The sequence below is a fragment of the Mucilaginibacter rubeus genome, assembly GCF_014643835.1.
GTDB classification, from domain to species: domain Bacteria; phylum Bacteroidota; class Bacteroidia; order Sphingobacteriales; family Sphingobacteriaceae; genus Mucilaginibacter; species Mucilaginibacter rubeus.
Map to the genome: position 1 here is coordinate 577,492 of NZ_BMKD01000003.1, position 25,017 is coordinate 602,508.

36 protein-coding genes are annotated in these 25,017 nt (G+C 39.6%); 21 read left to right on the plus strand and 15 right to left on the minus strand.

The annotated features are described in order from the left end of the window. From IEX80_RS12640 to IEX80_RS12660, 5 genes are all read right to left on the minus strand, one after another. Entirely contained in the window at nucleotides 1-441 is a 441-nt protein-coding gene (locus IEX80_RS12640; RefSeq protein WP_188833098.1) for a hypothetical protein, read from the minus strand. Nucleotides 442-510: 69 nt separating this feature from the next. Then, complete coding sequence (locus IEX80_RS12645; protein ID WP_143020699.1) at nucleotides 511-711, minus strand: hypothetical protein; 201 nt, start codon at nucleotides 709-711, stop codon at nucleotides 511-513. Further along, a complete protein-coding gene (locus tag IEX80_RS12650; protein WP_188833099.1) occupies nucleotides 654-1,373 on the minus strand; it encodes a hypothetical protein in 720 nt (239 codons plus the stop codon). Before IEX80_RS12650 ends, IEX80_RS12645 begins: the two co-directional genes overlap by 58 nt. A 45-nt stretch (nucleotides 1,374-1,418) precedes the next feature. Further along, nucleotides 1,419-2,678 carry a PBSX family phage terminase large subunit gene (locus IEX80_RS12655; protein ID WP_188833100.1) on the minus strand — a complete coding sequence of 420 codons (1,260 nt, stop codon included), beginning with the start codon at nucleotides 2,676-2,678 and terminating at the stop codon, nucleotides 1,419-1,421. Nucleotides 2,679-2,726: 48 nt separating this feature from the next. Beyond that, nucleotides 2,727-3,194 carry a terminase small subunit gene (locus IEX80_RS12660; protein ID WP_188833101.1) on the minus strand — a complete coding sequence of 156 codons (468 nt, stop codon included), beginning with the start codon at nucleotides 3,192-3,194 and terminating at the stop codon, nucleotides 2,727-2,729. Nucleotides 3,195-3,370: 176 nt separating this feature from the next. On the opposite strand from IEX80_RS12660, the gene IEX80_RS12665 reads away from it, so the two are divergent. The 5 genes from IEX80_RS12665 (at nucleotide 3,371) to IEX80_RS12685 (ending at nucleotide 7,071) form a co-directional block, all read left to right on the plus strand. Beyond that, nucleotides 3,371-3,874, plus strand: coding sequence for an Xre family toxin-antitoxin system antitoxin (locus IEX80_RS12665; protein ID WP_090523737.1), 504 nt, complete (start codon nucleotides 3,371-3,373; stop codon nucleotides 3,872-3,874). A gap of 97 nt (nucleotides 3,875-3,971) precedes the next feature. Beyond that, nucleotides 3,972-4,436: an RES family NAD+ phosphorylase gene (locus tag IEX80_RS12670; protein WP_167516197.1), complete on the plus strand. Its 465-nt coding sequence runs from the start codon at nucleotides 3,972-3,974 to the stop codon at nucleotides 4,434-4,436. Between the two features lie 83 nt (nucleotides 4,437-4,519). Next, nucleotides 4,520-5,764, plus strand: a complete 1,245-nt coding sequence (locus tag IEX80_RS12675; RefSeq protein WP_090523743.1) for a BamA/TamA family outer membrane protein — start codon at nucleotides 4,520-4,522, stop codon at nucleotides 5,762-5,764. A gap of 274 nt (nucleotides 5,765-6,038) precedes the next feature. Next, entirely contained in the window at nucleotides 6,039-6,635 is a 597-nt protein-coding gene (locus IEX80_RS12680; protein WP_090523746.1) for a hypothetical protein, read from the plus strand. A 145-nt stretch (nucleotides 6,636-6,780) separates the two neighbouring features. Next, nucleotides 6,781-7,071 (plus strand): RNA recognition motif domain-containing protein, encoded by a 291-nt coding sequence (locus tag IEX80_RS12685; RefSeq protein ID WP_090523751.1) that lies wholly within the window; start codon nucleotides 6,781-6,783, stop codon nucleotides 7,069-7,071. A gap of 282 nt (nucleotides 7,072-7,353) precedes the next feature. Here IEX80_RS12685 and IEX80_RS12690 read toward each other — a convergent pair whose 3' ends face one another. The 4 genes from IEX80_RS12690 to IEX80_RS12705 form a co-directional block, all read right to left on the minus strand. After that, nucleotides 7,354-7,701, minus strand: coding sequence for a hypothetical protein (locus IEX80_RS12690; protein WP_090523753.1), 348 nt, complete (start codon nucleotides 7,699-7,701; stop codon nucleotides 7,354-7,356). Nucleotides 7,702-7,918: 217 nt separating this feature from the next. Beyond that, nucleotides 7,919-8,431 (minus strand): GNAT family N-acetyltransferase, encoded by a 513-nt coding sequence (locus IEX80_RS12695; protein ID WP_090523755.1) that lies wholly within the window; start codon nucleotides 8,429-8,431, stop codon nucleotides 7,919-7,921. A gap of 1 nt (nucleotide 8,432) precedes the next feature. Then, nucleotides 8,433-8,633 carry a hypothetical protein gene (locus IEX80_RS12700; RefSeq protein WP_090523758.1) on the minus strand — a complete coding sequence of 67 codons (201 nt, stop codon included), beginning with the start codon at nucleotides 8,631-8,633 and terminating at the stop codon, nucleotides 8,433-8,435. Nucleotides 8,634-8,638: 5 nt separating this feature from the next. Next, on the minus strand, nucleotides 8,639-9,340 hold the full coding sequence (locus tag IEX80_RS12705) for a S24 family peptidase (protein WP_090523761.1): 702 nt from the start codon (nucleotides 9,338-9,340) through the stop codon (nucleotides 8,639-8,641). Between the two features lie 205 nt (nucleotides 9,341-9,545). Between IEX80_RS12705 and IEX80_RS12710 the strand changes: the two genes are divergently transcribed. Together IEX80_RS12710 and IEX80_RS12715 are read left to right on the plus strand one after the other, a co-directional pair. Further along, nucleotides 9,546-9,740, plus strand: a complete 195-nt coding sequence (locus tag IEX80_RS12710) for a hypothetical protein (protein WP_176623326.1) — start codon at nucleotides 9,546-9,548, stop codon at nucleotides 9,738-9,740. Between the two features lie 67 nt (nucleotides 9,741-9,807). Next, nucleotides 9,808-10,167, plus strand: coding sequence for a hypothetical protein (locus tag IEX80_RS12715; RefSeq protein ID WP_188833102.1), 360 nt, complete (start codon nucleotides 9,808-9,810; stop codon nucleotides 10,165-10,167). A gap of 221 nt (nucleotides 10,168-10,388) precedes the next feature. Here the strand turns inward: IEX80_RS12715 and IEX80_RS12720 are convergent, their stop codons facing one another. Both IEX80_RS12720 and IEX80_RS12725 read right to left on the minus strand, forming a co-directional pair. Next, the gene (locus tag IEX80_RS12720) at nucleotides 10,389-10,622 is read right to left on the minus strand and encodes a hypothetical protein (RefSeq protein WP_188833103.1); all 234 of its coding nucleotides are present in this window, start codon (nucleotides 10,620-10,622) and stop codon (nucleotides 10,389-10,391) included. 140 nt (nucleotides 10,623-10,762) lie between these two features. Beyond that, complete coding sequence (locus IEX80_RS12725) at nucleotides 10,763-11,095, minus strand: hypothetical protein (protein ID WP_090523771.1); 333 nt, start codon at nucleotides 11,093-11,095, stop codon at nucleotides 10,763-10,765. 197 nt (nucleotides 11,096-11,292) lie between these two features. On the opposite strand from IEX80_RS12725, the gene IEX80_RS12730 reads away from it, so the two are divergent. Both IEX80_RS12730 and IEX80_RS12735 read left to right on the plus strand, forming a co-directional pair. Beyond that, the gene (locus IEX80_RS12730; RefSeq protein ID WP_176623330.1) at nucleotides 11,293-11,628 is read left to right on the plus strand and encodes a hypothetical protein; all 336 of its coding nucleotides are present in this window, start codon (nucleotides 11,293-11,295) and stop codon (nucleotides 11,626-11,628) included. A 171-nt stretch (nucleotides 11,629-11,799) separates the two neighbouring features. Then, complete coding sequence (locus IEX80_RS12735) at nucleotides 11,800-12,162, plus strand: helix-turn-helix domain-containing protein (RefSeq protein WP_090523778.1); 363 nt, start codon at nucleotides 11,800-11,802, stop codon at nucleotides 12,160-12,162. A gap of 108 nt (nucleotides 12,163-12,270) precedes the next feature. On the opposite strand, the gene IEX80_RS12740 is transcribed toward IEX80_RS12735, so the two are convergent. Next, nucleotides 12,271-14,505, minus strand: a complete 2,235-nt coding sequence (locus IEX80_RS12740; protein ID WP_188833104.1) for a tetratricopeptide repeat protein — start codon at nucleotides 14,503-14,505, stop codon at nucleotides 12,271-12,273. Between the two features lie 204 nt (nucleotides 14,506-14,709). Continuing rightward, nucleotides 14,710-14,931 carry a hypothetical protein gene (locus IEX80_RS12745; protein WP_188833105.1) on the minus strand — a complete coding sequence of 74 codons (222 nt, stop codon included), beginning with the start codon at nucleotides 14,929-14,931 and terminating at the stop codon, nucleotides 14,710-14,712. A 312-nt stretch (nucleotides 14,932-15,243) separates the two neighbouring features. Here IEX80_RS12745 and IEX80_RS12750 point away from each other — a divergent pair, with 312 nt between their 5' ends. The 8 genes from IEX80_RS12750 to IEX80_RS12785 all read left to right on the plus strand — a co-directional run bounded on the left by IEX80_RS12750 (nucleotide 15,244) and on the right by IEX80_RS12785 (nucleotide 19,167). Then, nucleotides 15,244-15,834, plus strand: coding sequence for a TetR/AcrR family transcriptional regulator (locus IEX80_RS12750; protein WP_188833106.1), 591 nt, complete (start codon nucleotides 15,244-15,246; stop codon nucleotides 15,832-15,834). Between the two features lie 4 nt (nucleotides 15,835-15,838). After that, nucleotides 15,839-16,222 carry a VOC family protein gene (locus tag IEX80_RS12755; RefSeq protein ID WP_229701616.1) on the plus strand — a complete coding sequence of 128 codons (384 nt, stop codon included), beginning with the start codon at nucleotides 15,839-15,841 and terminating at the stop codon, nucleotides 16,220-16,222. Between the two features lie 39 nt (nucleotides 16,223-16,261). Further along, nucleotides 16,262-16,543 (plus strand): YciI family protein, encoded by a 282-nt coding sequence (locus tag IEX80_RS12760; protein WP_176623338.1) that lies wholly within the window; start codon nucleotides 16,262-16,264, stop codon nucleotides 16,541-16,543. A 106-nt stretch (nucleotides 16,544-16,649) separates the two neighbouring features. Next, on the plus strand, nucleotides 16,650-16,865 hold the full coding sequence (locus tag IEX80_RS12765) for a hypothetical protein (protein ID WP_090523792.1): 216 nt from the start codon (nucleotides 16,650-16,652) through the stop codon (nucleotides 16,863-16,865). Between the two features lie 129 nt (nucleotides 16,866-16,994). Then, the gene (locus IEX80_RS12770) at nucleotides 16,995-17,210 is read left to right on the plus strand and encodes a hypothetical protein (protein WP_090523794.1); all 216 of its coding nucleotides are present in this window, start codon (nucleotides 16,995-16,997) and stop codon (nucleotides 17,208-17,210) included. A gap of 238 nt (nucleotides 17,211-17,448) precedes the next feature. Then, nucleotides 17,449-18,144, plus strand: coding sequence for an outer membrane beta-barrel protein (locus IEX80_RS12775; RefSeq protein ID WP_262892446.1), 696 nt, complete (start codon nucleotides 17,449-17,451; stop codon nucleotides 18,142-18,144). 85 nt (nucleotides 18,145-18,229) lie between these two features. After that, complete coding sequence (locus IEX80_RS12780; RefSeq protein WP_090523799.1) at nucleotides 18,230-18,601, plus strand: DMT family protein; 372 nt, start codon at nucleotides 18,230-18,232, stop codon at nucleotides 18,599-18,601. A gap of 167 nt (nucleotides 18,602-18,768) precedes the next feature. Further along, a complete protein-coding gene (locus IEX80_RS12785; RefSeq protein WP_090523802.1) occupies nucleotides 18,769-19,167 on the plus strand; it encodes a GNAT family N-acetyltransferase in 399 nt (132 codons plus the stop codon). Nucleotides 19,168-19,215: 48 nt separating this feature from the next. On the opposite strand, the gene IEX80_RS12790 is transcribed toward IEX80_RS12785, so the two are convergent. After that, nucleotides 19,216-20,037 (minus strand): N-acetylmuramoyl-L-alanine amidase family protein, encoded by an 822-nt coding sequence (locus IEX80_RS12790; RefSeq protein ID WP_175489882.1) that lies wholly within the window; start codon nucleotides 20,035-20,037, stop codon nucleotides 19,216-19,218. 223 nt (nucleotides 20,038-20,260) lie between these two features. On the opposite strand from IEX80_RS12790, the gene IEX80_RS12795 reads away from it, so the two are divergent. The 3 genes from IEX80_RS12795 to IEX80_RS12805 all read left to right on the plus strand — a co-directional run bounded on the left by IEX80_RS12795 (nucleotide 20,261) and on the right by IEX80_RS12805 (nucleotide 22,470). Beyond that, entirely contained in the window at nucleotides 20,261-21,082 is an 822-nt protein-coding gene (locus IEX80_RS12795) for an alpha/beta fold hydrolase (RefSeq protein WP_217633090.1), read from the plus strand. A gap of 419 nt (nucleotides 21,083-21,501) precedes the next feature. After that, nucleotides 21,502-21,723: a YdeI/OmpD-associated family protein gene (locus IEX80_RS12800; protein ID WP_188833107.1), complete on the plus strand. Its 222-nt coding sequence runs from the start codon at nucleotides 21,502-21,504 to the stop codon at nucleotides 21,721-21,723. A 171-nt stretch (nucleotides 21,724-21,894) separates the two neighbouring features. Then, complete coding sequence (locus tag IEX80_RS12805) at nucleotides 21,895-22,470, plus strand: YceI family protein (protein WP_090523809.1); 576 nt, start codon at nucleotides 21,895-21,897, stop codon at nucleotides 22,468-22,470. Between the two features lie 472 nt (nucleotides 22,471-22,942). Here the strand turns inward: IEX80_RS12805 and IEX80_RS12810 are convergent, their stop codons facing one another. Then, a complete protein-coding gene (locus IEX80_RS12810; RefSeq protein WP_129568859.1) occupies nucleotides 22,943-23,341 on the minus strand; it encodes a hypothetical protein in 399 nt (132 codons plus the stop codon). Between the two features lie 237 nt (nucleotides 23,342-23,578). On the opposite strand from IEX80_RS12810, the gene IEX80_RS12815 reads away from it, so the two are divergent. Then, nucleotides 23,579-24,829: a DUF2130 domain-containing protein gene (locus IEX80_RS12815; RefSeq protein ID WP_176623368.1), complete on the plus strand. Its 1,251-nt coding sequence runs from the start codon at nucleotides 23,579-23,581 to the stop codon at nucleotides 24,827-24,829. The last annotated feature ends 188 nt before the right edge of the window (nucleotides 24,830-25,017 follow it).

Below are 25,017 nucleotides of genomic sequence, written 5' to 3' on the forward strand. Positions count from 1 at the left end.
TTAAAAAGCATCAAAATACATGGCCGATAACGCTATGGTTAAACCAATACCGGTGGTGTTAACATCAAACTTGTTATAAACCGGCACACATTTGGCTTTTTGCCCTGCTTTGACCCTGAAGTACCGGCCTTCGCCTTCCCTGTATTTTGAGGCTTTTACCACAAATTGGTTAGCCATTTGCAGTGCCTGCGATATACAGGTTTCATTTTCGGCCGTGAACTGTCCAAAATCTGTTTTGAACAGAAACTCCATATAAACGGTGAACGTATTATCAACCGAGCCATTAACCTGCGGACTTACCTCAATAGGCTGAAGGGGGTAAAGAAATACGCAGGGAAAGCTGATATCATCTGCAAGGGTATTCAGTTCGGCCTGGGTGCCATAGGCAAAAGCCAGGTTGCCATTAAGTGTTTGTACAATAGCTTCTATTTGGTTACGCATAATAATTCAGGCCCCGATCCCTGGGTTGGGGTGGTTTGGTATTTAATAGCCTTGCAGGGATAAGGCGCTTTAAGTTGTAGTTTGAGATAGCTCGCTATATCGTTTTTGATATTCAGCTTCAGTTTTGTTAAGCAGCAGTTTGGTAAGCAAGCGCTCATATGGCATACTCATGATCAAGTCCCATTTGGTAATATCGCCGCCTGCTAATGAGTTTACAGTGTTGATGTATTTGAATTTTTCGAACGACTGGATTCCTGCCCTTTTTTCCAATACGGTAGGAACCGATGCCAAAAGCTTATTCTCGGCATCGATAAGCTGGGATAACAGGTAAAAAAATGCTTTGAGATGGGCAGTGCCTCCGTTACCCGTAGCTTTTTAACTTCATCAATAAAGTTTTCGACTTCATATTCGTTATATTTTTTACCCGTAGCCCGGCAATAAAAGTATTGTGCCAATACCTGGCAGCAGGCGTTTAATGATGGGTTAAAATGTTCCTGCCAATCATCTTCGCCATGGGTTTTTATATGGGTATTTATTTCTTCGGCTATGATATCGCGGGCTGCCATAAAAGCGCCAGCAGGCTCAACCGAAAGGTTTTGCATTACTTTTACCTTTGTTTTTTGGAATGGTGCCCCGCTGTCCCCAGATAGCATAAAAATTACCTCTTTGGGGATCTCGTTACTGTTGTACAGGTGTTTAATCTGGTAGGATAAAGAAAGCACGGCATCGCCAAACTGGTGCAGATCATCATAGTTTTTGATGTTATGAAGCTCAATAACCGGGATGCCCGAAAGTATGCTGATGGCCTCCAAATCTGTTATATCGGGCCGGGCCTGCAAATCCATTAGTTGGCCCAGGGTTACTTCATTTAATTGCGTTGGTATCCGGACCCGCAACTTGCCCTGGGTTGTTTTTAATATTTGTTCTGTCATATCTATTAAGCCTGTATCGGTTTTGTGGTTTTTGATTATGGATGTTTAGATCAGCCCGTGTAAAACCCCTGCCTGTTGAATGCTTTGCCTGTGCGGCAGGCGCGAGTGGAGTTTTCCGGTACCGTTTATTTTTAGTTTATTAAGGGCGATATACCTTAAGGGGTCTATCAAATGATTCCATGAGTCAACCGGTTCATTGATGGTTTTGCCTGTTACATTTACGCGCCATTTATAACGGTTAAGCTCGTTGCGCAGGTTTGTACTATTGCGGGTTATATTTATTTTGTAGCGTTTAAGGATATCAATAGAGTTTTTAACACTATCGGCACCTTTTTTTGCAGCTGTAACACGCCACCCCAGGCGTTTTAATTCTTCTATTGATTTGGGTTCTGCACTATCTGCAATAATTTCGCAGTTAAAACCTACACCGGCCTCTTTTAATTTTGAGGAAATATCTGTGTTGGTGAGGCCTGTTTTGTAGAGTAACTCGTTTACCCACAATTCGCCGTTTTGCTGGTATACTTCAATGCATCCGGTTTCATCATTGGTAAAACCAAAATCTAAGCCCAGGGCTATCAAACGGGCATCGGCCGGGATAGATTCGCAGATATACCAGTTGTCAAATATAAGCCCGGTTATTTTGCCGGTTAAACCACGGGCGTATACTTTCCATAGTTCAATATCAACAGTTTTTAACGCTTCTATTTTATCACGTACTTCCTGACCTAAAAACGGGTTATGCCGATGGTCGGACACTATAAGTTGTACCCCCGGTTTACCAATTAAGTGCTCATGTACCCAAAAGCCGGTATTGGGGTTATAGTCAATAAAAATGCGCTTTTTGGTACGCAGGGCCAATTCTGTATATACGTCCCATGTAAGGCCATTGGCTTCGTTGATAAACAGGTAGTCGCGCTTTCCGGATTTTGCGTCCTGTCCGTTGTCGTAGCTTTTAAACTCAATTATGCTACCGTTGAGAAACTCGAAAATACGGTCGCTTTTATTATAGCTTTTAATTTTTGCCTGTAATACCGGCGAAGAGCTGTATATATTTAGAGCATCGCGCAGGGCGCCTGCTTTAAGGTTAGGGATATCCTGTCCAACTATGGTGATCACCTGTTTGGGGTTTTCGCAGGCAAGGCAAAACAGCGCCTGCTCAATGGCAAATGTTTTACCGCTGCTGGTGCCTCCCTGGTTAATTACCACATGCGCGGTTGAAAGATAATTTTGTTTGAACAGGACAGAGCAGTGAAAACCTTCCGGTTCTTTAAATGGAATGTCGGTGATTATTTCTTCATCGGTCATTGTTACTGATTTTAATCTGATAGCTGAGGTTGCAAACGGGTACCGGAGTTATAGTTTTACTTCTTTTTCGCTGCCGGCAGGGGGAGGTCCTGAGCTAAAGACCTTTACTGTTAAAATGTTCCCTGCTTCTGTATTTGGTAATTGATCATGTTTTTCGCTCCACCCCATATTTTTTAGCGCGAACATTGCCCCGGTTACATTTTGGTGCAGATGGGCTTCATAGCAGGCTTCTACGCGTAAAACGCCCTGTTTAGCTGCCTGTGAAAACGGGCCGTGCTGTACATAAGTATAAAACTCCTGCCGGCTGCTAAAGCCAAGGGCAAGGGCCAGCCCTGATAATGTTGCAGGTTCGGGTTCACGGTCCCAAACCTTTTGTTCAATAGTTTCTGCATTGTCTTTACTGTTTTTTACCGGTTTTTGTTCAATATGATATTTCCCCTTTATATAGGCGAAATATTTGTCAATAAGCCGCTCAACCTGGGCCGCGTTATCAAAGGAAAATATATAGGGCTTCATTATGTTGTAAATGCCGATTGGCATAAAAGAATAATCAAATGTCGGGAATATTTTTTACAATTGCTAATTTTATTGGTAATTTTTTATTTAAGCAGATACAAGTGGATAGGCATAGGCGGTGGAATAAATAAAATGTAAATATTTTCTTTTTTAATAGAAAATATTTACATTTGTGTATGAGCAAAGCAATTAAACGTAATACAGCTATTGAAGGCAGGCAAGGGCAGGCTGCATCCCGCCCGTATGTATTTACCGATGCGCCTATGCAGGTTTTTAATGATCTGCTGATGCCTTATGAAACCTATTTTAAATCGCCTTTGGCCAAGCTTGGGGCTATAAAACAAGGGTTGCGTTCAAATTCCATCACTGATTTAGTAAAGGTAACCGGTGCTACTCAAAGTGATATTGCCAAATGGTTGCATATAACCGAGCCTACTTTGCGTAAGCATTTACAAAGCACACATGAGCTAAACCAGGGGCTGAGTGAGCACATCATTCAACTGTTTGAGCTTTTTGACAAGGGCCTGGATACCTTTGGCTCCCTTGATGAGTTTAAAGGCTGGCTAAAACATTATAATCCGGGTATTGATGCTATCCCATTTGATTTACTCGATACCATAACAGGCATTGGTATTGTAATAAGTCAGCTTATCCGTATTGATTACGGTGTGCTTGCCTAAAAATAATTATTGAATTAATGATTTAGTGAATTATTGATTGCATTTTTAACGCAAATTTATGATCACTAAATAGGTTATTAATCTTTCCTTCTATCTTTTGAACGTTTACCGGATAAGTCAAACCAAATATGCCCATGACCGCAAAGGCTCAGGAATTGACGGCCGATGGAATTCATTGGGACAATATATGATCTATACAGGCGGTTCATTGGCTCTTTCATGCCTTGAAAAACTGGCGCACTCGCCTGGCACTGCTTTATATGCAGGTGATTTTTCGGTTATTATATTTCAGATACCGGATAACCTGCCTGTTTTTGAAATCACTGTAAACAAACTCCAAAAACTTAATGCCAATTGGCACAAGGTAATTAACTACCCGGTTACTCAATTGCTTGGCGATACCTGGCTTCGTAAAATGGAAACGGCCGTATTAAAAGTACCATCGGCAATTATTGACCTGGAATATAATTACCTGCTTAATCCGGCCCATCCCGATTATAACAAAATAACTATCAGCAGTGTAAATAAGTTCACTTTTGATCCGCGGCTTAAAGCTCAATAAAATCTTGTACAAACAAATAACTTAAATAATTATTTTATAATTGCACGGATAAACCTTTACTTTTCCTGCATCGAATAATTATAATGGGTATTAATAAAACAAGCATTTTAATTTTTGCAGGGCTGCTCATAAGTATCAGAGTACACGCCCAGGATAAAAGATACATCCCGATAGGGCACACTAAATATAAAGATACAATACTGGTTACCCATCCCGATACCACTTTTGAAAAAGATATATTTGACGTTATAGGATCCATTTTTGGTGAAAGCAAGAAGCCCGGCAAAGTTGATTCTGTAACTTCAAAACCGGTAATATCAATTATTCCGGCTATAGGTTACACTTTACAAACAGGGCTGGCGGGTACTATATCAGGCAATGTGATTTTCAGATTAGCACCCGATACCCGGATCTCCACCATAACAGTAAACCCTGCCTACACTCAAAATAAGCAGGTGATCGTCCCCATCCAATCAAACATATGGTCGAAAAATAATAAATATGATTTTATAGGCGATTTCAGGTTTTACAAATATCCGCAAAGCAGTTTTGGCTTAGGCAGTAATTCTGACAGGGATAATGAAAATCCCCTGGTTTATAGTTTTTTTCGTTTTCATGAAACTGTTTTGCGCAATATAACCGGAAATTTTTACGCCGGTTTGGGATATATTTTTGATGACAGGTGGAATATGTACGAGAAAGGGCAGTTAAACGGAAAAACGTCCGACTATGAAAGGTACGGCCCTGTTAGCCGCGCTATATCAACCGGGATAACGTTTAGCGGGCTCTATGACAGTCGCGATAACCCGATCAATGCGTCGCGCGGATTTTACACCTCGTTACAGTACCGGGATAATTATACTTTTTTAGGTAGTACAACTGCCTGGCGCTCTTTAATTGTTGATGTGCGCAAATACTTCAGGTTTCCGGAAAGCTCGGATAACGTGCTGGCCTTTTGGTCATATAATTGGCTGGTAATTAATGGACGGCCGGCATATCTCGATCTGCCCGCTACGGGGCACGACCCAGGCTTTACTACCGGGCGCGGATACATACAGGGCAGGTTTAGAGGGGCGCAAATGGTTTACCTTGAAAGCGAATACCGGTTTAAAATAACCCGTAATGGTTTACTTGGAGGGGTAGCTTTTGTAAACGGCGAGTCGTTTTCGGCGGCACCGGGTACGGCTTTGCAAACTGTGCAACCCGGTTTTGGGGCCGGTTTAAGGGTTAAACTAAATAAGGTATCCAAAACAAACATAGCCATTGATTATGGTTTCGGGCGCGAAGGGTCAAAAGGCTTGTTTATTAATGTGGGCGAAGTGTTTTAATTGGTCGATATTGATTTGATTAACAGCATGTTGCCTGTAATTTGTATTTTAATTTTTACATTTTGGATGGTGAAAATCCCTGAAAATAGGCCGTAGCTTGTCTGTTTTTTGCATTTTTATTAAAAGTGCATTACCGCGCGTAAACCGGCAACTTTAGCATGACTATTGACGTATATTCATATAAAAGTTAAAAAAAGTTAAAAAATTAATTCGTTTAACCATATTTAATGAAATTTGTAATTATTTATTGCTATGTTTATTTGCCAATAAGCCTATGATACGTACCAGTTTTACTAAATGGTTTGTTTTACTAAGTTTATCCATCTCGGTGGCTTTAACTTCCTGCCAAAAAGACGAGGAAGTGAAAGATATCAGCGCGGTTAAAACATCAGGCAGTAAGGACAGCGTATCGTCAGTAAACATTATCAATACTCCGGGTAATTTTCTTGCAGGCAAAGGTACTTTAAAAGTTACCATCGAAGATTCAACTTACACTTTCGATGCCAGCCAGGATTCAATCGCATTCATAAACGTGCATAATGGCGATAACAAATACTTTGGCATCACAGCGATCAATAAAGCGCATAACATGAGTTTTGGCATCAGCTCGTTAGGATTGGCTTCTGTGAAAACCAGCAGCGACGTAGCCGGAAGTCAGTTTTTGTTTAAGGTTGATGAAAAAAAACCTTTGCTTCAATATACCCTGACCAAATATGCCGGACAACAGGATTTTGGTAAGATTGATATAGATCAGTATAATCACGAAAATATGATTGCTAAAGGTACTTTCTTTACCTTTTTAGCTAAAGACGATAAGTCTGACTCTCCCTTTTACCGCGTTGAGGGAAGCTTCGAGCTACAACTCAAATAAAATCCGGTTCTGTTTTTAACATTGGTTTGGAAATTTTACTCAGTAATATGAAGGTAAAAAAGCCATTACCTAATCATCATTAGTGCCGGGCGAGGCAGGAATCCGGCTCTTTTTTTGTACCTTTACGCAAATTTTAAAAACATTGATGAAAGTATTTATTGCAGGTCTTCCTTTAGAAGTAGATGAGGCCGAATTAACAGCTGTGTTTGGTGATTTTGGGCCGGTTAAATCGCTCAGGATCATTAAAGATCGCGAAACAAAAGAGAGTAAGGGTTTTGGTTTTGTGGAGATGGTTAACGAGGATGAAGCGAAAGAAGCGATACGTTGCATGAATGGAGCAAGTTATTATGGCCGCAGGATCACGGTTAACGTAGCCGAAGATAAAGGTCCTGGCTTTAACGGCGGTGGCCAAAAAGGTGGCTTCAGACGTAATTAATACCAACTAAAACATTATTCTTCTTTTTTAAAAATATTAGCCGGCTTAGTCCGGCTTTTTTGTTTTTGGTGATGTCGGATTTTATAATTTAAATTAATTTGTTGCTTTCCAAACAACAGCCCTGAAATTGATCTGTTTACGTGCGCAATTTAATGGGTACGTGCTGCCGGCCGGGACTTATTATTACGTGGTTGATCTTAAAGATGGTAAGAAACCGCTGTCGGGGTATGTAACACTTTTAAAGTGATATATGCGAGCCGGCGCAATTAAGTAACTTATTGTTTATGATGCTTGTGCCAGTGAATTGTTAACATCGAGGTTACTAAGTAAGTTGTCAAGCTTGAGGTTAAATTCTTTCAATTTGATATCGCCTTTTTCAAAAGCCCCTGTTAAGCGTGTTAACTCCTGTTCAATACTTGTTACAATGGTATTGTTGGTATTGGCAGCATTCTTTTGCAAATCTTCAATTACTTCTATTTTATGTTCTGCAGCTTTAAGCAGGTATAGCTGTTGCACATCGGCGGTTATATGACTACTATCGCCAGCTTTTGTGTTTTGCCGTTTGTTAAATTCAACTAAAATTATGGCAGCAATAATAGCCGCGATTACCAGTATCATGATAGGTTCCATCTTCTTCTCTTTTATTACAACTTTATCACTCCGGCAGAGGCCTGCGGTTTATAATTACTATAAATATAATTGAATAAAGAATAAACTAAAAAGCTATTGTTGATAAAATGCCCATTTGTGAATAACTATTGAGAAATGGTTGTAAGTTTTGTGTAAATATGTGAAGCTTTAAATAGATGGAAACAGGTTAGCCATGCCGGATAGCTGTTGTAATTTGTTATTGTTTGCTATTGAGCCGCTTTTCGTAGCACAAAAAACTTAAACCCGGCCTTATATCCAGGCTAATTTCGCCGGCCAAAACATAGCCCAGCTTTGGGAATAGCTTTTGCGTTGCCATGTTCGCAGTATTGGTGTCAATTCGTAATGTATTTATTCCTCGCTGTATAGCTTCATGTTCGGCCTGCTTGAGAAGTGCTGTGGCGACGCCCCGGCCCTGGTAGTTAATGTTTACAGCAAGCCGATGCGTAACTATAGCAGCTTCACCGATATCAAGCCCGGCCTGCGCATATTCTGCATCCTGATCGGTAGTTAGGGCAGCCACACCCGCAATTGCTCCTGTAACTTCGGCCACCCAAAGTTGGTTAAGGTTAATGTCATCTGTAAATACTTGTTTATTGGGATAGTCGTCATTCCATTGAAAATTACCTGCTGCTTTCATGCCAGGTATTACTTCAGCTACAAAAGCTAATATCTGGGGTATATCATTGAGGGTAGCCAGCCGGATTGTCATTTTATCTGTCAAATAAATTGTAATTAAAAATAGGGAAGTGTTTAAGATATGATAGCTTGCCTTTTGTAATAATGATCAGCTTATTTCGCCGTAGGGTTTTTATACGGTTTTCGGTATTCATTTTATAAGTATGATAACTGGTCACCGGGCAGGTAATAATGGCGGTAGAATTTGTTTTTCTTTTAACAAATTCTACCGCCATGCGGGTTAATGGTTATGCTTTTTGTGGATATCTTTAACAAGGCAAAGTTTTTTGATGTCGGCTACTTTTATAATAAATGGGGCATATTTAAGCCGGTTGCCAACCATCTCGGTTGTATTATCTGAATGTGCAATTACTTCATCAGGGCTATCCCCTGCAAGCAGGCGTTTATACATGCGGTAATCTCCCCACTCAATGTAATAAACCTCGCCGGGTAGGATCTTTTTGTCATGAATTATTTTTAGTGCAACCCAGCAGCCGTTTTCAAGGTATGGATACATGCTGTGCCCCCAAACCGGAAGTGCGAAATCGCAGTCCTCAATGCCCGGGAAATTCATATGACCAACAGGCTGTGAATCATTAATGTCGTTATATACTTCTACGCCTGAAGCGGTTGCAGAAATTTCATACATAGGTATGCCCTCACTGTGTTTGGATACAGGCTTTGATTCAGGAAAATTCTGTGTTTTATCTCCTGCTATGTAGTCTTTGTATTTTTCTTTGAAAATACGGAGTTTTTCTGGATCTATGTTCTGTCGGCTCTTTATTATTTCAGTGATCGAGCTTGGTGAATTAAAGCCTAACGCTTCAGCTAATTGAGCATTTCCGTTAAAAGCTTTTCCCTTAAGCTGATTATAAAGTATGATGAACTCCAATGTTTCGGGCCGTACAATCTTTATTTTGTTTGGTTTTATCTCGTTTTCCATGGATGAAATAATTTAAAGATTTTTCTTTATTATAATAAAGATTATTCTGTATATTTGTTTCGTTGATAATTGCTAATGTAAGTCAAATTATTCACAAATCAAAATGTTCGGTTCGTTTTATAAAGAGTATTCTTTTAGTTAAATACAATGTTCTGTAATTTAAAATCAAGAAATAATATCAATAAATAATCAATATCATACTACCATGCATATAGCATTTTCGGCCTTGCGGCAATTGACAGGAGTTAATAACAATCAAGATAGTCGGGATACTTTGAATGAACATGAGGCTTTGCAGCGCTTTGAGGGTTACAAAACTGCATGTGAAAAATATAGAGATGAAATTGCTGCTATCCAAAAGTATATGCCGGGATGGATGCCCGCTTTTAAACGGTCATAACCTGGTTGCAGGTATTACGGTCTAAAATGCTCAATTAAAATAATACGAAATCAATACACTAATTATCATGATAAAAATTTCTCAAAAACTTAAAAGCCAGCTTTGGTGGCTTATTATATCGGTTGATTATGATTACAGCCGGATAACTATTGCCGAACACGATATTACCGATGAAGTGCTTACTTTGTGGCTGGAAGATAAACAGGATTTTAAAAACTCAATTGATGAATGCCTTCAGGTAGATATCCGGATCCGTGACCTTGCCCGGATCATTAAAGCCGAAAATCTGAATAGTTACGAGGGTACCAAATTACACCCAACCAAAAACTTTGCCTACAAGGCCCGCATCGAAATTAACACCCCTTGCAATGGTATAAAGAGGATGCCTCGTCACCCGAACAGCAATGGACCCGCGAAGCTGTATTGAAAGCTTTGCTTACACAACTTGTAGAAGAAGGTGCAGCAAGCGATTATACTTATTAAATTAGCTGTAAAATATGCTATTTGGCATTTATTACATAATTGACCGTGTTGTTAAAATTGCTTTAAATACTGTTTCATAGGCTTGAAATCATTCACCGTCCATGAGTTACGGTTTTACCTGATTGGGCGTAACCAGGCAAATCAATCGTAATAACCAGGCATTTATTACCAAAGGATTTTACGTGATTTGTTAAAGTAGCTTTTGTTAATGCGCCATCCATGTACAAAAAGCAATGCGGTATCACCTTTACCCGAATCTGTGTAAGCAATGTTAACTTCATGGTTGCTGATTTTTACAGCAGACTTATCAACAGCGTTTTTGTTTTTCGGGTGCTGGGTGCAGGCATACCACAATCCAATTGAGGTTGCCAGTGAAAACAATGCGGGTAACTTTTTCATACAGACCGATAATTATATGCAGCAGTTTCGCTATATAAATATCCGTTTATGAATAGGTTGCGGCCAAATGTTTAACTTATTTTAACAAAGTAATTATGGTATGCCTAAAGGAGGCCCGGTATGCAGGCTTCTACACTATTTTACTTAACCAGCTGTTGTTCTTTTTCAATATGCTCAACAAGCTCCAAATCTTCGCTAACAGCTTCGGCTTCAGGACTTGCGTAGTTTAGCTTGCGGAAACGCCACTGGGCAAAAGCAGGTTCCTGGAAGCGGTTTATCAGTTTAAAAAATTTGGGGAAATTGTGTACTTCTTCCAACAACAGGCCGGTTACAATACCATTGTTATCAAGTATTTCGCGTATGGTGTATTCCTTATCTTTGGTGATCCAAATCTCAAAGTCCTGCCGTATTTCAGCCATCTTTTCAGGATCTATTTTGTCGTTTATACAAATTACCTTATCGCCCGGTTTCATAATGATCGCAATTTTATGTATCCCTTTTGTTAAGGGATTATGAATGTAAAGGTCGGCTTTTTATGCGTATTTTAAAATTTGTGCAGAAGGATTTTTGTCGTTGAGAAATATTTGAAAAAAGTTTTTAATATTATGCAACCTTATTTTATTGACTTCGTATTAAAATGTATAATGAATGTTTAATATCAGTGCTTTATATGGATTATTTTTATTTGTTTATGATAGCGGGGCTCGGACTGGTATTTGTTATTTTACAGTTTGATAAGCAACAACGCAGCAGGGTTAATTTATTGCTGAAAAACGCGAATGATGTGCAGCCGTTACTGATGAAACGATGCATGGATCAAAAAATAAGTAAAATTAATGCGGGGCTCAGTGCTGATACCTGTCATATGAATATTCGTAACGATGCGAAGCAAAAAATAGGGACAAACCTGCAACAGATAGCAGATGAGTACCATGCAGGAAAGATCAGTTTGCCGGTTTATAATGATAAGCTTGGCGAGCTGCTTGAAAATTTAGGAAATAAATAATTTATGGTTTAACCTGAGTTTATTTTATTGTCATATATAGTTTTTGTTGGTTAGTTTTACTTTAAGGTCATTTGCTGTTGGGGCATTTGACCTTTTTTGTTTTGGGTGCTTATTCAATAAAGTAATTATATATTGCATGGATAAACAAAATGATTATTATTGCAGTCACTTATGTCTGACGAAGCGATTATAAAACGGTTAAAGGTAGTTGTAAAAGAGCACGGCGGCCAGCTGGGGCTTGCCGGGGCCATTGGTGTTGATCAGGGTTTCATTAGCAAGGTGATCAACAAAAAGCAGGATATTAGCTATTATCTTATCCGGAAGCTCTGTTTTCAGCTTAAATACTCGCCCGAATGGCTTATTCTTGGTACGGGCGAAAAAATGATCAACAAACCCGAATCGGCCAAGCTTATTACCGAAATACAAATGATGCGTACCGAGGTTGATATTTTACAGGCCCGTATGCGCGCCTACGAAATGGAATTGAAAGAGCTGCGCGCGCAATTACATATAGAAGATAAGAAGGCGGTATAACCACTCCAAATCCGCGTAAATGTAAAAGCCCCTTTCGGGGCTTGATTGTTATTTATAGATCAGTTAATAGTTACTTATTATACGAGTATTGTAAATGAAAAGTTATTGTTATTTGCAATATTTTATAATAAAATCAGATGCTTCTTTTACGCCCATACTTAAAGCTTTATTCATATCGGCGCAGCCGCCGGTTTTATCATCAAGGGTTATTTTTGCAAGCCCCCTTTGTAGATAAGCACGGCCATTTTTCGCGTCAAGGCTTATAGCGGTATTACAGTCTAAAATTGCTCCGTTCAGATCTTTTAAATTTATTTTGGCGGCAGCCCTGTCAATATATAGATCAGGATTGTTAGGGGCAAGTTTAACCACGGCTGCAAAATCTTCTTTCACTCCCTGGGCATCCCCGAGATTACTTTTAGCAATACCGCTATGTGAGTAAGCTTTTACATTGGTATCGTTCATATAAATGGCATTATGATAATCATCGGCAGCGCCGGCATAATCCTTCATAGCCATTTTAGTATCGCCCCTGATTAAAAAGGTTTCGTCGTTTGAGTAAATTGACACGGCACGGTCGAGATCAGCGAGGGCGCCTTTATAGTTTTTAAGTTTGGCTTTTACAAACCCCCGCGCTTGCCATACTAAAGCCGTTGAATCTGATAATGAGTCAATTTTTAGTGCGTTGTTCAAATCGGCTATGGCGCCGTTGTTGTCTTCAGCGTCTGCTTTGGCCAGGCCCCGCTTCAACAATAGCGTTATATTTTTAGGGGCTTTTAGTACACCGGTATTATAATCGGCCATGGCCCCTTTGGCATCGCCGGTGGCGGCTTTTGCTTCACCCCGATAAAGGTAAAAATCAGCATTTGCAGGGTTAAGTGCTATAGCCTTGTTAAATATTTGTACGCCATTGTTAGTGTATTTATAAAAATTATTGATTTTACCCAATCGTGAATAACCATTTTGTTGTTGTGGGGCAATACTGATCAGTTTTTCGAGGTCAGTTACAGCCGCGGCATAATCGCCCAGTTTGGTTTTTTCAATAGCCCGGTTTAAAAAGGCGTAAGTATAAACCGGGTTTATAGCAATGGCCTTGGTATAGTCGTTAATAGCAGCTAAGGGAGCCCCTAAATCGCGATAAGCATCGCCGCGCGACAGGTAAGCTTCATCACTTTTACCGTTCAGGCCGATTGCTTTTGTTAAATCGGCAATCACTCCCGCGGTATCCTTCATGGCCATTTTAGCTTTGCTCAAGGTTACGTAAGCACTTATGCTGTTGGGGTTTATTTTAATTGCCGAATCGGCATCAGCTCTGGCGCCTTCGTAATTGCCTAATGCCAGCTTTGAAAATGAACGACTTTGGTATGCATCGCCGTTTTTGGAGTCAAGGGCAATAGCTTTGTTAAAATCTTCCAACGCGGCATTATTATCTTTTTTGTCGCTTTTAATAATTCCACGATAAAGGTACAGATTTGCATTCCGGGGAAATTGAGCAATTGCCTTGTTGAAATAATCAAGAGCTCCATTTGAATCGCCCAGGCTGCTTTGGGCATTGGCCATGTAAAGCAAAAGGTTTTTAAGGTTGGGGTTGATAGCGGCCGCTTTTTTATAATCATCAACCGCGCCTTTAAAATCATTTAGTTTTGCCCTGGTATTTGCCCGATAGAAGTATGCTTCAGCGTTATCGGGATTAAGCGATAGTGTTTTGGTATAATCAGCAATAGCGCCATTATAATCGTTTATGCTGGCCTTGCTGCCTGCCATGTATTGATAGATTTCGGCGCTGTTAGGGCTTAGTTTAACAGCCATGTTATAATCAGCAATGGCCCCGGTAAAATCGTTATTATTGTTTTTGGCCAGGCCCCGGTACTTGTAAAGATCGGAGTTGTTTGGTGTAAATTGAAGTGCCGTGGTAAAATCGGCAATAGCGCCGGTATAATCGCTCATGTTACTTTTAGCATTGCCTCTGTAGTGGAACATGTCTGGAGTTTTTGGTCCCAGCGCTATCGCGCGGTCAAAATCAATAATGGCCGCCTGATAGTCTTGCATGGCAGCCTCTGCATTGGCTTTATACAGGTAGGCGTTGGTCAAATCGGCTTTCAGGGCAATGGCCTGAGCATAATCATTAATAGCTGCTTTATAGTTTTTGAGGTTGCCATATGCATTGGCCCTGTAATAAAAAACGTCCGCGTTTTTGTTGTTTAATTCTATAGCACGTGTAAAATCTTGTATGGCATCTTTGTAATTCCCTACATTGGCTTTTGAGTTTCCCTCCTGAATATACTTACTTGCTGTTTGGGCAAGTGAACATAGCGGCAAAAAAAGCAGAAATAGAATTTTTTTCATGAACACGGCAGCGGTTTATCAAATATCAATAAAAAACTGTTATTGACTATGGCAAAACTTATACCATCATGAAATATCTAAAACTAATAAGAAAGGAGCGGGGGGCAATGGGCATTGGGGGTAAAATTGGGGCGTAAAAGCCCCAATTTTAAAGAGTTTAATTACAACCGGACAGGAATATTCCTTTATTTTTTAATCAATGGATCAGGAAAAAGAAGCTTCGTTCGTTCTGCCCTGATTCCGTTTTTTTCCATATGCTATTGCGGCTGTACAAAGCGCAATGCACACCAATAATGCTACCTCAATTACAATGTGAATTACCGGAACCTTGCCAGGGAAGTTTGACAACAAAATACCTGCATCCGGAACCAACAGACCAACAAGCGGGAAGCAAAAGAACATTCTTAATATTATTAATTTTTCCATAATTATTAACATTTAGTATGACAATGCTAAGGTACGTATTATTTCTTTGTAATTTAAATAAAATTGCATTCATTTAATTGAAACCTTCAAAACCAGCCAGGTAACTATTTTGAAGGCATCTTTATAAAATGCCTCTTTAATTTTTAGTAATTATTAATTAAGTGATGATAGAACATTGCATTCCCGGTTATTGTTTTAACGTTCGTGTTTTTTATGGATTTTTTTTAGGATGATACAAGTTTTTAGCCTATATCCGAAAGGAATAAAAATAAATTTTTAAATAAGCGAACGCTCACTTATCTTTGTGTTGAAATGAGGCCACGTGACGAACATAAAGAATACCAAATACGCCAAAAGGCGATAGAATTGATAGTGGCTGAAGGTCTTGACGGTTTTGGGGTGAATAAGCTTGCGCGGTCGGCAGGAGTGTCACCAGCTACCATCTATATCTATTATAAGGATAAAGAAGAATTAATAAGCAGTATTTGCGTTGGTGTAGCCGAAAAGATGATGACTTTTAGTCTTCAAAATTTTTCGCCTGATATGGATTTTGCAGATGGGCTGAGGGTACAATGGCGCAACCGTCTCGAGTATTTCATGCAATGTCCGTTAGATATGGAGTTTATTGAAATTATGCGCTATACACATTTTTATGAAAAAGTAACCGCTATGCTTACCGTTAATTTTGGGCAGGTACTGGGCGCATTTATGCGTAATGCAGAAGAAAAGCAGCAATTGATACCACTGCCTTTTGAGGTTTATTGGGCAGTAGCATATGCGCCGCTTTATCAGCTCATCAAATTTCATAACCAGGGCAACAGCTATGTGAACAGTAGTTTTAAATTGGATGATAAACTGATGGAACAAGCACTGGGGTTGGTTTTAAAAGCATTAAAGCCCTAATAATATGTCAGCAACAACTATTAAACTTAATCATGTTAATTTGCCGGTGACCGATGTTGCCGCCTGCTCCGAATTTTTTGAGCAATATTTTAACTTTAAATGTACCGGTGTAAAAGGTAATAATATGCTGGCCGTAATGGAAGGCAAGGATGGTTTTATCCTGGTGCTTATGGCTGATACCTTTAACCGGAATGGCAATAACAGTTACCCCGATGCTTTTCATATCGGTTTTTTGGTTGACAGCCATGAACAGGTTGCCGAAGTTTATGACCGGCTGGTAAAAGGGGGAGTAGCTGTAACGCAAGCTCCTGCGCCTTTGCGTGGTGGCTATGGGTTTTATTTTAATGCTCCGGGTAATATATTAACAGAGGTTACTTGTTTAGCTTAATCAGTTTAATAATTAAGTATTAAATAAAATAGTCAACTTATGGTACATGCATCAGCCTATAAAGACCCGCATCACGTGATGCTTTTTTTTGAAGAGATTGGCAGCCTTGCGGATAACGAACAATGTTTAGTTGATAGAAATGGTTATTACGCTGACCTTAAAAGCAATGGCAAAGTTGTTATAAGCGGTAGTTTCTGGAACCAGGATAAAAATTTTGTAATTGTTTCTGTGTCAGACGATAATGAGCTTGTTCAGATCATTGAAAACGATCCTGCAATAAAACAAAATGTACTTGAATTGGTAAAAGCAATGCCTTTTTAACCCTTTTTTAGGGTGAAAATACGTAGTGTAAAATGGGTTAAAATACGGGGTGCGTGGAGCTTGTATATCCGTATACTGCACAATATTTTTGTGTAAACGGATGCCCATGGAGCCTTTTGAACTAAGAGTTAATAAGCGGACTTATAAAATTATACCTTCGGTTGTTAATGAAACTACCTTCAGTGTATTGAACTACTCGGCTTTTTACACCATAACCCGGTTAACAAAAGGTTACTGGGAAATTATTGAGCATCGTTTTGGAGATCATCTGATCCCACTGCAGGAAATAGGCCGCTCAATTGAGGAATATTATAAACTCTGATGCCGTTTAAATCTATAAAAGCTTACATTAACCATATCGAAAATATTTATTGCTTTTTAATAAATATTATTTTTTTTATTGTTCTCTAAAGTGTTAAATTAGAGGTATTAACTGATACCTTAAAATATTATGGAAAAATTAGCAATTTTAAGAATGTTTGCCGGCTTTCCATTGTTCGGCTTATTACTGCCTGATATTTCTACTTTTATAGTTGGCCGTTTTCAAGATATTTCGCCGTTTCATATATACATTGAATGCTTTTTATTTCTTTTTATAATTGCTTGTACATTGGGCATAGCCTATATCCGGAAACTTGGCGACAGGCCTGGTTCGCAGTTGCAATAATAAATTACGGGCCTCGCCGGTTACCCGTAGTTTTTAACATTAATCATTATAAACCAAATATATTGTTTAGTACCCTTAAAGCCCTGTTGCCCGGTTTATTTAGGTCGGGCTTTTTTGTGGCTTTACATGTTATGAAATTAATTTAGTGTTCGGGGTTAACTTTTTTTTTTATTTTTACGGGTAAATGAACCCTAAACACCATTATCTAACTTCTACCCGTAAGGCGCACTTACTCCTCATGAAAAAATCAGCTGTCTGTTTTAAGATATTTTTAATAGTTATACTGTTTTGTTGTTTTAATGCTGCTATGGCCCAGCATCATTCAAGCCGGGCATTAACATATGGTGGGGGAGGCAGCGGCGCTGTTAATTTTAGCGATGGCTGGGGCATAGCCGCAGGTACAGGTGTCGATATTCCGCAAGGTAACTTTAATTATACCTTTAAACCTGCCATTAATTTTAATGCCAGCGTTTACAGGTTCTTAGGCCCTTTTACAGCAAATCTGAGCGTAGGGTACATGAACTTTAAGCCCGATGAATATTTAATTTCAGAAGAAGTTGAAGGTACCGGCTCAACTGCAAATACGTATTATGCGGATATGCCCGTAATTGCCGCGTATGGAGGTGCTGCTTATAATATTGATATAGCCGATAACTTCAGGGTATATGGCGGCGTGAACTTAGGGGTATATTTTACTGATTTTGCTGTGGGGTATGAAATTGATGGCGTAGATCCATTTGTTTATGATAAATGGTCGCAATCATTATATTATGCTCCTAAAGTAGGGGTAATATTTCCGATAACTCCTAAATTAGGGATCAGCATCGAATCAAAATACAATTTCTTTTCCCAGAAACTAACTTTGGGTGATGTTTCGGGAAAACAAAACTGGAACTCGCTTTCGCTTGGTGCCGAACTGGTTTTTAAATTTTAAATTGTTATAAATAATAGCATAACAATTTACAGCCCCTGGTGTTATCAATCTCAATTTATTGATATTTGCACAAAAAATTGTATTGATGAAAGGCTTGCGTACTGTTACATTTCTGTTTATATCCAACACCTTTATGACATTTGCGTGGTATGGGCACCTTAAGTTTAAGGAGTATGATTGGGGCAAAAACCTAAGCTTAATAGCCATTATACTTATAAGCTGGGGATTGGCGTTTTTTGAATACCTGTTCCAGGTACCTGCTAACGAAGGAGGCTTTAAGGAAAACGGCGGCCCCTTTACCCTGGTTGAATTAAAAACCATTCAGGAAGCCATTACACTTACGGTGTTTATGATATTCACAACCCTGCTTTTCAAAAATGAAAAACTGGGCTGGAACCATTTGGTAGGCTTCGGGCTAATTGTGCTGGCGGTATTTGTTATTTTTAAAAAATGGTAATTAACTAACACTTAGGTAAAGCGGTCTGAATGATACGCTGTAAAACTTACTGCCCGCTTCCCGTTTTCATATTTGCTGGACTACCTGCTTTCTTAATCCTGGCTTATTGGGATAATACGGATGCTGTTTACATTTGATTAAAAGCTTGTAGACAACTCAATAACAATATGGAAATAACTTATAAAACCGGTACAATACCATCCGCCCGGCAAGTGATAGAACTTTATGATACAGCCGGGCTGAAACGCCCAACCCATGACGAGCAGCGGATTGCCAGGATGTACCAAAACTCAAACCTTGTGGTAAGCGCCTGGGATGGTGATAAACTGGTAGGCATATCTCGAGCGCTGACCGATTTTTGTTACAGCTGCTATCTTTCAGACCTGGCAGTTACTAAAGCTTATCAAAAAGAAGGGATAGGCAAAAAGCTGATTGAACTAACTAAGGAAGCCATTGGCGATGAAACTATGCTTTTACTGCTTTCGGCCACAACCGCTATGGAATATTACCCTAAAGTAGGTATGGAAACTGTTCATAACGGCTTTATCATCCATAGGGTAAAATAAAATAAGGGCAGCAGGGATATAAATGTTGCCTCCTGCCTTCATTTATTTTTAGTTACCCTCCAAATTATTACGGTATTGCTTTAGCGCTGTTAGGATTGATCGTACAATTTCGTTTTGTCCGCTGGCCGAGTTCAGGTATGCTTCATCAGATGGATTATTGATAAACCCGGTTTCAACCAATACGGCGGGCATACCGCTTTGTGCTAATACCAAAACACCCTGCTCCTTTACACCCAAACTATGCCTTCCATTGGTTTTGCGGAACTGGTTATCAACCAAATCGCCAAACTGGATGCTTTGCTTGCGGTATTTTTGCTGAAACGCGTTAAGTACAATAGTATTTACCGCAGCGTCATCGCCATAGCCATTATATTTTTCTTTGTAATCCTTCTCTATAAATATCGAAGCATTTTCGCGCAAGGCTTCACGCTGCTCCTGGCTGCGGTGAAAGCCGTATACAAGCAACAATGTTCCTCTCGATGATCCTTTTCGCTGGGGGGATGAATTACAATGAATGGAAATGAACAGGTTGCCGTGATTGTCGTTAGCGATATCGGTACGTTTGTGCAACTCAATAAAAACATCGGTACTGCGGGTCATTACTACTTTAATGCCGCTCATTTCATCATTTATGGCATCCCTTAACTTTTTGGCGATACTTAATGAAACGTTTTTTTCCTTTGAATAAGCCCCGTGCGATCCTGGGTCTTTTCCTCCGTGCCCGGCATCGATAATAACTGTTTTAAATTTGAAACGATTGGGGCTTGCTGTTGCAGACTGTTGCCCGAAACACCTGGCGGCGAAAAGCACGCATAGCAAAGAAAAAAGCGAAATAAATATTTTATATTTTTTAGGAAAGGAAGCAGGCATGAACATATATGTATACAGGTTTATAAACATTCATTCTATAACAAATAATTATAGGTATGATATTGTTTTAACCGTATGGTTTAAAAAGCGCATTTGTTAAAGTGCGCAAATATAATACATGTTTGATTTACAGCACTATCTAAAAAATAATAGCCTGGGTCCGTAACAGAAGTTTAAACTTTGCATTATGTATGTATATTTAATGACTTAAACAGGTGTGATCATGATGTTAAAAAAGTTGTTGTTAATTGTATTGGTATGTCAGGCATTTTTGGCCTGCAGCCAGCAAAAAGGTATTGTTTATGGCGATAATGCCGCTGCCGGTAAGTATTATGATGTTAGGGGGATAAAACTTTATGCCGAAGTTTATGGTAAAGGCAAACCCCTGCTGATGATACATGGCAACAGTAGCAGCATCAATGCCTTTAAAAAAAATATACCCTATTTTGCAAAGAAGTACAAAGTAATAGCTGTTGACAGCCGTGCACATGGCAAGTCCACCGATCCGCGCGATTCACTTACTTTTGAAATGATGGCCGATGATTTTGCTGCTTTGCTCGATTTAATGCATATCGATTCGGCTTATGTGATAGGATGGAGTGACGGTGGCATTAACGCGCTGGTGATGGCTATGCGCCATCCCAACAAAGTAATAAAACTGGCCTCGACCGGTGCCAACCTCTGGCCCGATTCTACAGCGCTGATCCCTTCCTTATGGAAGGATATGGAAAAGGAATATGCCAGCAAAAAGGATTATCATTTTATCACTGCCAAAGAAAAGAACGACAGGAAGGTGTTTCTGCTTGATTATAAAGAACCCAATATTAAACTATCGGCATTGAAAACTATTAAATGCCCGTCGCTTATTATTGCCGGCGACCATGACCTTATCGTAACAACACACACCGTTCAGATAGCCGAGAATATTCCGAACGCTTATTTATGGATCCTGCCCAATTCGGGTCATGGCACATTGGTCGAACATACCGATGAGTTTAATAAAAAAGTGGATGAGTTTTTTGAGCAACCGTTTCACCGGCGTTAAAGGAATATAAAAAGAGGGGGTAATTGGTTATAAAGCCTTTAAAAAAAAGATAGCCCGGTTATTAGGCCGGGCTATCTCACATAATTACTTTATTTTAGTAAAATCTCAATTATTTTAGGCAACAATTTTATTTGCCTTAGGTTTTATAAAATTTGCGTTACATAGGCTTTTGGTGCAAAAATACTATAATAATTACGGCCTGCTGCCGTTTTCACAATAACTCAACCGTAAGCTAACCTGCAGCTTTTACTGTTTAAGTAAAGTAATATGGAATCAAAAAACCAAAGGCTGCTTATCGACACGCTCTTAGCTATCTCATTTCTTTTAATAGTTTTACTTGCCGTAATTATGGTTTTTCAGCCCGGTGTTTATGCCAATTAATATTATCTTTATCGGCAAGTAAACCCAGATGAAAAACCATGCTTAAACCCGGCGAACATATTGAAGGTACACCTGCCGAACTGCAGGCCCTGCTTGACAACGATGCTGAAGCCCATGCGTTTTTTGCAAGCCTGTCCAAATCATACAAACAAGGTTATTGTGATTGGGTAGGTTCGGCTAAACAGGAGGCTACCCGTAAAGTAAGGGCCGATAAGGCATTGAGCATGCTCCGTAACAAACAAAAAACCTTAAAAACCTAAGTATAAATCTCCCCGGAAATAGTTTGTTTTTCTTGTAAGTTCTACTAAAATGGTAGTATATTGTCATCCGATTTCAATAAAAACATGTTTAAACATTTATTTTATTTGAAGTCCGGATCATTTACATACTTTTGAGCCATAAATCAAAAACAAAAAAAAGAAATTAAAACAATGAAAAAGATTTTTATCCTGTTAGCAGCAGCATTCACCTACACGGCGGCATCAGCACAAACTACCTGGACTGTAGACAAAGCTCACTCAAACGTTAAATTTACAGTAACCCACTTAATGGTATCTGATGTTGATGGTATTTTTAAAAACTATGATGCAACCATCACTGCCGCTAAACCTGATTTCAGCGACGCTAAATTTCAGATCAGCATACAAACAGCCTCAGTAACTACAGATAATGATCAGCGCGATAAACACATCACAAGCCCTGATTTTTTTGATGTTGCTACTTACCCAACTATTACTTTTACCAGCACCGGTATCACCAAAACATCTGATAAGCACTACAAACTTACCGGTAACTTAACTTTACACGGTGTAACCAAACCGGCTTCATTTGATTTATGGTACCGTGGTACTATCCAAAACCCAATGAGCAAAGCTGATGATGCAGGTTTTCAGTTAACCGGCACCATCAAACGTTCTGATTTTAACTTCGGTTCAAAATTTGGCAACGCTATGGTAAGCGACGAAGTTGCTATTAAAGCAAATGGTGAGTTTGGCAAAGCCAAATAATTGCAAAAATATATTAACAGGAACGGCGCGGATAACCCGCGCTGTTTTCTTGTTTTATGATACAGGCAGTGGAAGATCTATGCTTAGGAATGCAGATACTGCATTTTTAATCCCTGTTTTTTTTGATAGCGGATTATTAAGGAGCAAACGCTAATTATTGAAATAAGGGCCGCGCTTGCTACGACATGTGTAAAGGATACTTTAAACTCCGGATTGATAAGCGTTTCGGTTATGTCAGGAATGATGATTGCGATGAGGGGCAAGCAGGAGAATAGCCTCAGGAAACCAAGTTTTTTCATAAAAAAGTGATAATGGTATTTAGCGCAAATAATGCGCTGCAAATATGTCACTATGTTTCTTTTTATAAAATACCCGTTACACGGTATTTTTACAACCTGAATTGGTAATTTGCTGAGCAACTGCTTAGCTTTGAAAGAAGCGCCGGTAAAAAGAGGGAGAAAAGAAAGTCCAATTAGGCTTTGCGGGAAAGCAGTTGCTTTAGGGTATTAAACCACAATTGATTTTTAGCTCCAAAAAGGGTATGGTCAACAATAAGATATAATGTAATAAGCTCTTCTTTTAGCCTGTAGCGTAATCTTAACGGTTGCCAGAATAAACCATTGTTCCGTACCATCGAACGTTTGTATAGCTCGTCAAAACCTAAATATAATTGCTCAAGGCTATCAAGGGGGATATGTTCATAACTATCACCGTCAAGTACAAGGCTTTTAGGGGTAAGTATAATTTCGCCGTTATAATGGTGTGGTGGCGGGGTAAATGCAAATAATGCTCCTCCGTCATTTGCCAACCCTAATGTGGCCAGGTCATAATCGTGACTCCACATTACCTTTCCAATTCTCAATATCTGCATGTTATAAACTTCGGTATTTTAAACGGCATTTACAACAGATTGTTATCATTGTAGTTTCATTTTGTTACAATAATGTTAATACCCCTCATGAGTTACATATCATCTGCTAAACAGTAAAATCCCTATCTTTGATTTACAGGAAATATTTTCCTTTTATTAAGTGATTGAATAATATCAATAATCAAGTTATTAGCTTAAAGCTTTGTGCATCCTGCTCTCAGCTTTTATATAAATAATATGGCTACAGAAGTTAAGTGCCCAAGTTGTGGTTTCGGTTTTCCGATAGAAGAGGTAATGGCCGAGGAGTATAAAAAAGAGCTCAGGGTTAAAATGATGGATTATACCCGTCAAAAAGAAGAAGAATACCGCAAAAAGGATGAGGAGTTTTTAAATAAGGAGCGCCAACAGCAGGCAGCCTTTGAACAAAGGCTTAACAACGAAAAAAAGCAATTGCAGCAAACGCTTGAAGACAACCTGCGTAAAACCATAAGCCAGGATTTTGAGAACCAGCTTGTACTGCTTAAAAATTCAGCCGCTGAAACTGAGGAAAAACTAAAACTATCACGCCAGAAAGAGCTGGAGTTTTTGCAGCGCGAGAAACAACTGCATCAAAAGGAAGAGGAAATGGAGCTTGCCATACAGCGCAAGCTGCAGGAGCAACGGAACGAACTTACCGACCAGATCCGCAAGCAGGAAGCCGAACGCCACAGCATAAAAGATACCGAATACCAGCTAAAGGTAAAGGAGCTTGAAAAACAGCTTGACGACCAGAAGAAACTGGCCGATGAAATGAAGCGCAAAGCCGAGCAGGGTTCTATGCAGTTGCAGGGCGAAGCCCAGGAACTGATACTGGAAGAGTTATTACGCAATTATTTCCCGTTCGATATCATAAGCGAAGTAGGGAAGGGCGTACGCGGTGCCGACTGCGTACAAACTGTGCGTAACCAGTTTGGCCAGGAGTGCGGCCGCATTATTTATGAAAGCAAGCGTACCAATGCTTTTTCGGCAGACTGGATCGAGAAGCTTAAAAAAGACATGCGAAGCATGGGGGTTGATGTAGCCGTTATTGTAACCCAATGCTACCCAAAAGGCATGGATTGTTTTGGCGAGCGTGACGGGGTTTGGATTTGTAGTTTTGATGAGGTAAAGGCAGTATCCTACATTTTAAGGGATGGCGTGATGAAATTATCAAACCTGGCCAAATCACAGGATAATAAAGGTGATAAAATGCACCTGTTGTATGATTACCTTACCAGCAGCGAGTTTTCGGAGCAATGGAAGGCTATTCGTGAAGGATATATGAGCATGCGCCAATCCATTCAGCGCGAACGCGATGCCATGGAAAAACTCTGGAAAGCCCGCGAAAAGCAATTGGATAAAGTGCTGCTAAGTGCCGCTCACATCCGCGGCAGTATTGAAGGGATTGCGGGGAGTGATACTATTCAGCTTAACCTTACCGATGATGAGGATGCGTTGCTGTTGGAGTAATTAATGTAGTTTCAGTCGGTCCATATGCTATCGCGAACGTCGTCGCTTGTGGTTATCATGCTGTGTCATGCGGATTGCTTGCAAATTGATAACCCGAACCTCGGCTATAAGTGAAGGCCCTGGAATCAAGTGTGCTTAATTACCGAAGGATGATATTTTTGTAAGTTTTTGCTGCCCTATTTAGGATA

Excerpts from the sequence above, each read along its gene's own strand:
- IEX80_RS12640 (WP_188833098.1), bottom strand. The coding sequence starts at position 441 with ATGCGTAACCAAATAGAAGCTATTGTACAAACACTTAATGGCAACCTG.
- IEX80_RS12650 (WP_188833099.1), bottom strand. The coding sequence starts at position 1,373 with ATGACAGAACAAATATTAAAAACAACCCAGGGCAAGTTGCGGGTCCGG.
- IEX80_RS12655 (WP_188833100.1), bottom strand. The coding sequence starts at position 2,678 with ATGACCGATGAAGAAATAATCACCGACATTCCATTTAAAGAACCGGAA.
- IEX80_RS12660 (WP_188833101.1), bottom strand. The coding sequence starts at position 3,194 with ATGAAGCCCTATATATTTTCCTTTGATAACGCGGCCCAGGTTGAGCGG.
- IEX80_RS12665 (WP_090523737.1), top strand. The coding sequence starts at position 3,371 with ATGAGCAAAGCAATTAAACGTAATACAGCTATTGAAGGCAGGCAAGGG.
- IEX80_RS12675 (WP_090523743.1), top strand. The coding sequence starts at position 4,520 with ATGGGTATTAATAAAACAAGCATTTTAATTTTTGCAGGGCTGCTCATA.
- IEX80_RS12680 (WP_090523746.1), top strand. The coding sequence starts at position 6,039 with ATGATACGTACCAGTTTTACTAAATGGTTTGTTTTACTAAGTTTATCC.
- IEX80_RS12685 (WP_090523751.1), top strand. The coding sequence starts at position 6,781 with ATGAAAGTATTTATTGCAGGTCTTCCTTTAGAAGTAGATGAGGCCGAA.
- IEX80_RS12690 (WP_090523753.1), bottom strand. The coding sequence starts at position 7,701 with ATGGAACCTATCATGATACTGGTAATCGCGGCTATTATTGCTGCCATA.
- IEX80_RS12695 (WP_090523755.1), bottom strand. The coding sequence starts at position 8,431 with ATGACAATCCGGCTGGCTACCCTCAATGATATACCCCAGATATTAGCT.
- IEX80_RS12700 (WP_090523758.1), bottom strand. The coding sequence starts at position 8,633 with ATGGCGGTAGAATTTGTTAAAAGAAAAACAAATTCTACCGCCATTATT.
- IEX80_RS12705 (WP_090523761.1), bottom strand. The coding sequence starts at position 9,340 with ATGGAAAACGAGATAAAACCAAACAAAATAAAGATTGTACGGCCCGAA.
- IEX80_RS12710 (WP_176623326.1), top strand. The coding sequence starts at position 9,546 with ATGCATATAGCATTTTCGGCCTTGCGGCAATTGACAGGAGTTAATAAC.
- IEX80_RS12715 (WP_188833102.1), top strand. The coding sequence starts at position 9,808 with ATGATAAAAATTTCTCAAAAACTTAAAAGCCAGCTTTGGTGGCTTATT.
- IEX80_RS12720 (WP_188833103.1), bottom strand. The coding sequence starts at position 10,622 with ATGAAAAAGTTACCCGCATTGTTTTCACTGGCAACCTCAATTGGATTG.
- IEX80_RS12725 (WP_090523771.1), bottom strand. The coding sequence starts at position 11,095 with ATGAAACCGGGCGATAAGGTAATTTGTATAAACGACAAAATAGATCCT.
- IEX80_RS12730 (WP_176623330.1), top strand. The coding sequence starts at position 11,293 with ATGGATTATTTTTATTTGTTTATGATAGCGGGGCTCGGACTGGTATTT.
- IEX80_RS12735 (WP_090523778.1), top strand. The coding sequence starts at position 11,800 with ATGTCTGACGAAGCGATTATAAAACGGTTAAAGGTAGTTGTAAAAGAG.
- IEX80_RS12740 (WP_188833104.1), bottom strand. The coding sequence starts at position 14,505 with ATGAAAAAAATTCTATTTCTGCTTTTTTTGCCGCTATGTTCACTTGCC.
- IEX80_RS12745 (WP_188833105.1), bottom strand. The coding sequence starts at position 14,931 with ATGGAAAAATTAATAATATTAAGAATGTTCTTTTGCTTCCCGCTTGTT.
- IEX80_RS12750 (WP_188833106.1), top strand. The coding sequence starts at position 15,244 with ATGAGGCCACGTGACGAACATAAAGAATACCAAATACGCCAAAAGGCG.
- IEX80_RS12755 (WP_229701616.1), top strand. The coding sequence starts at position 15,839 with ATGTCAGCAACAACTATTAAACTTAATCATGTTAATTTGCCGGTGACC.
- IEX80_RS12760 (WP_176623338.1), top strand. The coding sequence starts at position 16,262 with ATGGTACATGCATCAGCCTATAAAGACCCGCATCACGTGATGCTTTTT.
- IEX80_RS12765 (WP_090523792.1), top strand. The coding sequence starts at position 16,650 with ATGGAGCCTTTTGAACTAAGAGTTAATAAGCGGACTTATAAAATTATA.
- IEX80_RS12770 (WP_090523794.1), top strand. The coding sequence starts at position 16,995 with ATGGAAAAATTAGCAATTTTAAGAATGTTTGCCGGCTTTCCATTGTTC.
- IEX80_RS12775 (WP_262892446.1), top strand. The coding sequence starts at position 17,449 with ATGAAAAAATCAGCTGTCTGTTTTAAGATATTTTTAATAGTTATACTG.
- IEX80_RS12780 (WP_090523799.1), top strand. The coding sequence starts at position 18,230 with ATGAAAGGCTTGCGTACTGTTACATTTCTGTTTATATCCAACACCTTT.
- IEX80_RS12785 (WP_090523802.1), top strand. The coding sequence starts at position 18,769 with ATGGAAATAACTTATAAAACCGGTACAATACCATCCGCCCGGCAAGTG.
- IEX80_RS12790 (WP_175489882.1), bottom strand. The coding sequence starts at position 20,037 with ATGCCTGCTTCCTTTCCTAAAAAATATAAAATATTTATTTCGCTTTTT.
- IEX80_RS12795 (WP_217633090.1), top strand. The coding sequence starts at position 20,261 with ATGATGTTAAAAAAGTTGTTGTTAATTGTATTGGTATGTCAGGCATTT.
- IEX80_RS12800 (WP_188833107.1), top strand. The coding sequence starts at position 21,502 with ATGCTTAAACCCGGCGAACATATTGAAGGTACACCTGCCGAACTGCAG.
- IEX80_RS12805 (WP_090523809.1), top strand. The coding sequence starts at position 21,895 with ATGAAAAAGATTTTTATCCTGTTAGCAGCAGCATTCACCTACACGGCG.
- IEX80_RS12810 (WP_129568859.1), bottom strand. The coding sequence starts at position 23,341 with ATGCAGATATTGAGAATTGGAAAGGTAATGTGGAGTCACGATTATGAC.
- IEX80_RS12815 (WP_176623368.1), top strand. The coding sequence starts at position 23,579 with ATGGCTACAGAAGTTAAGTGCCCAAGTTGTGGTTTCGGTTTTCCGATA.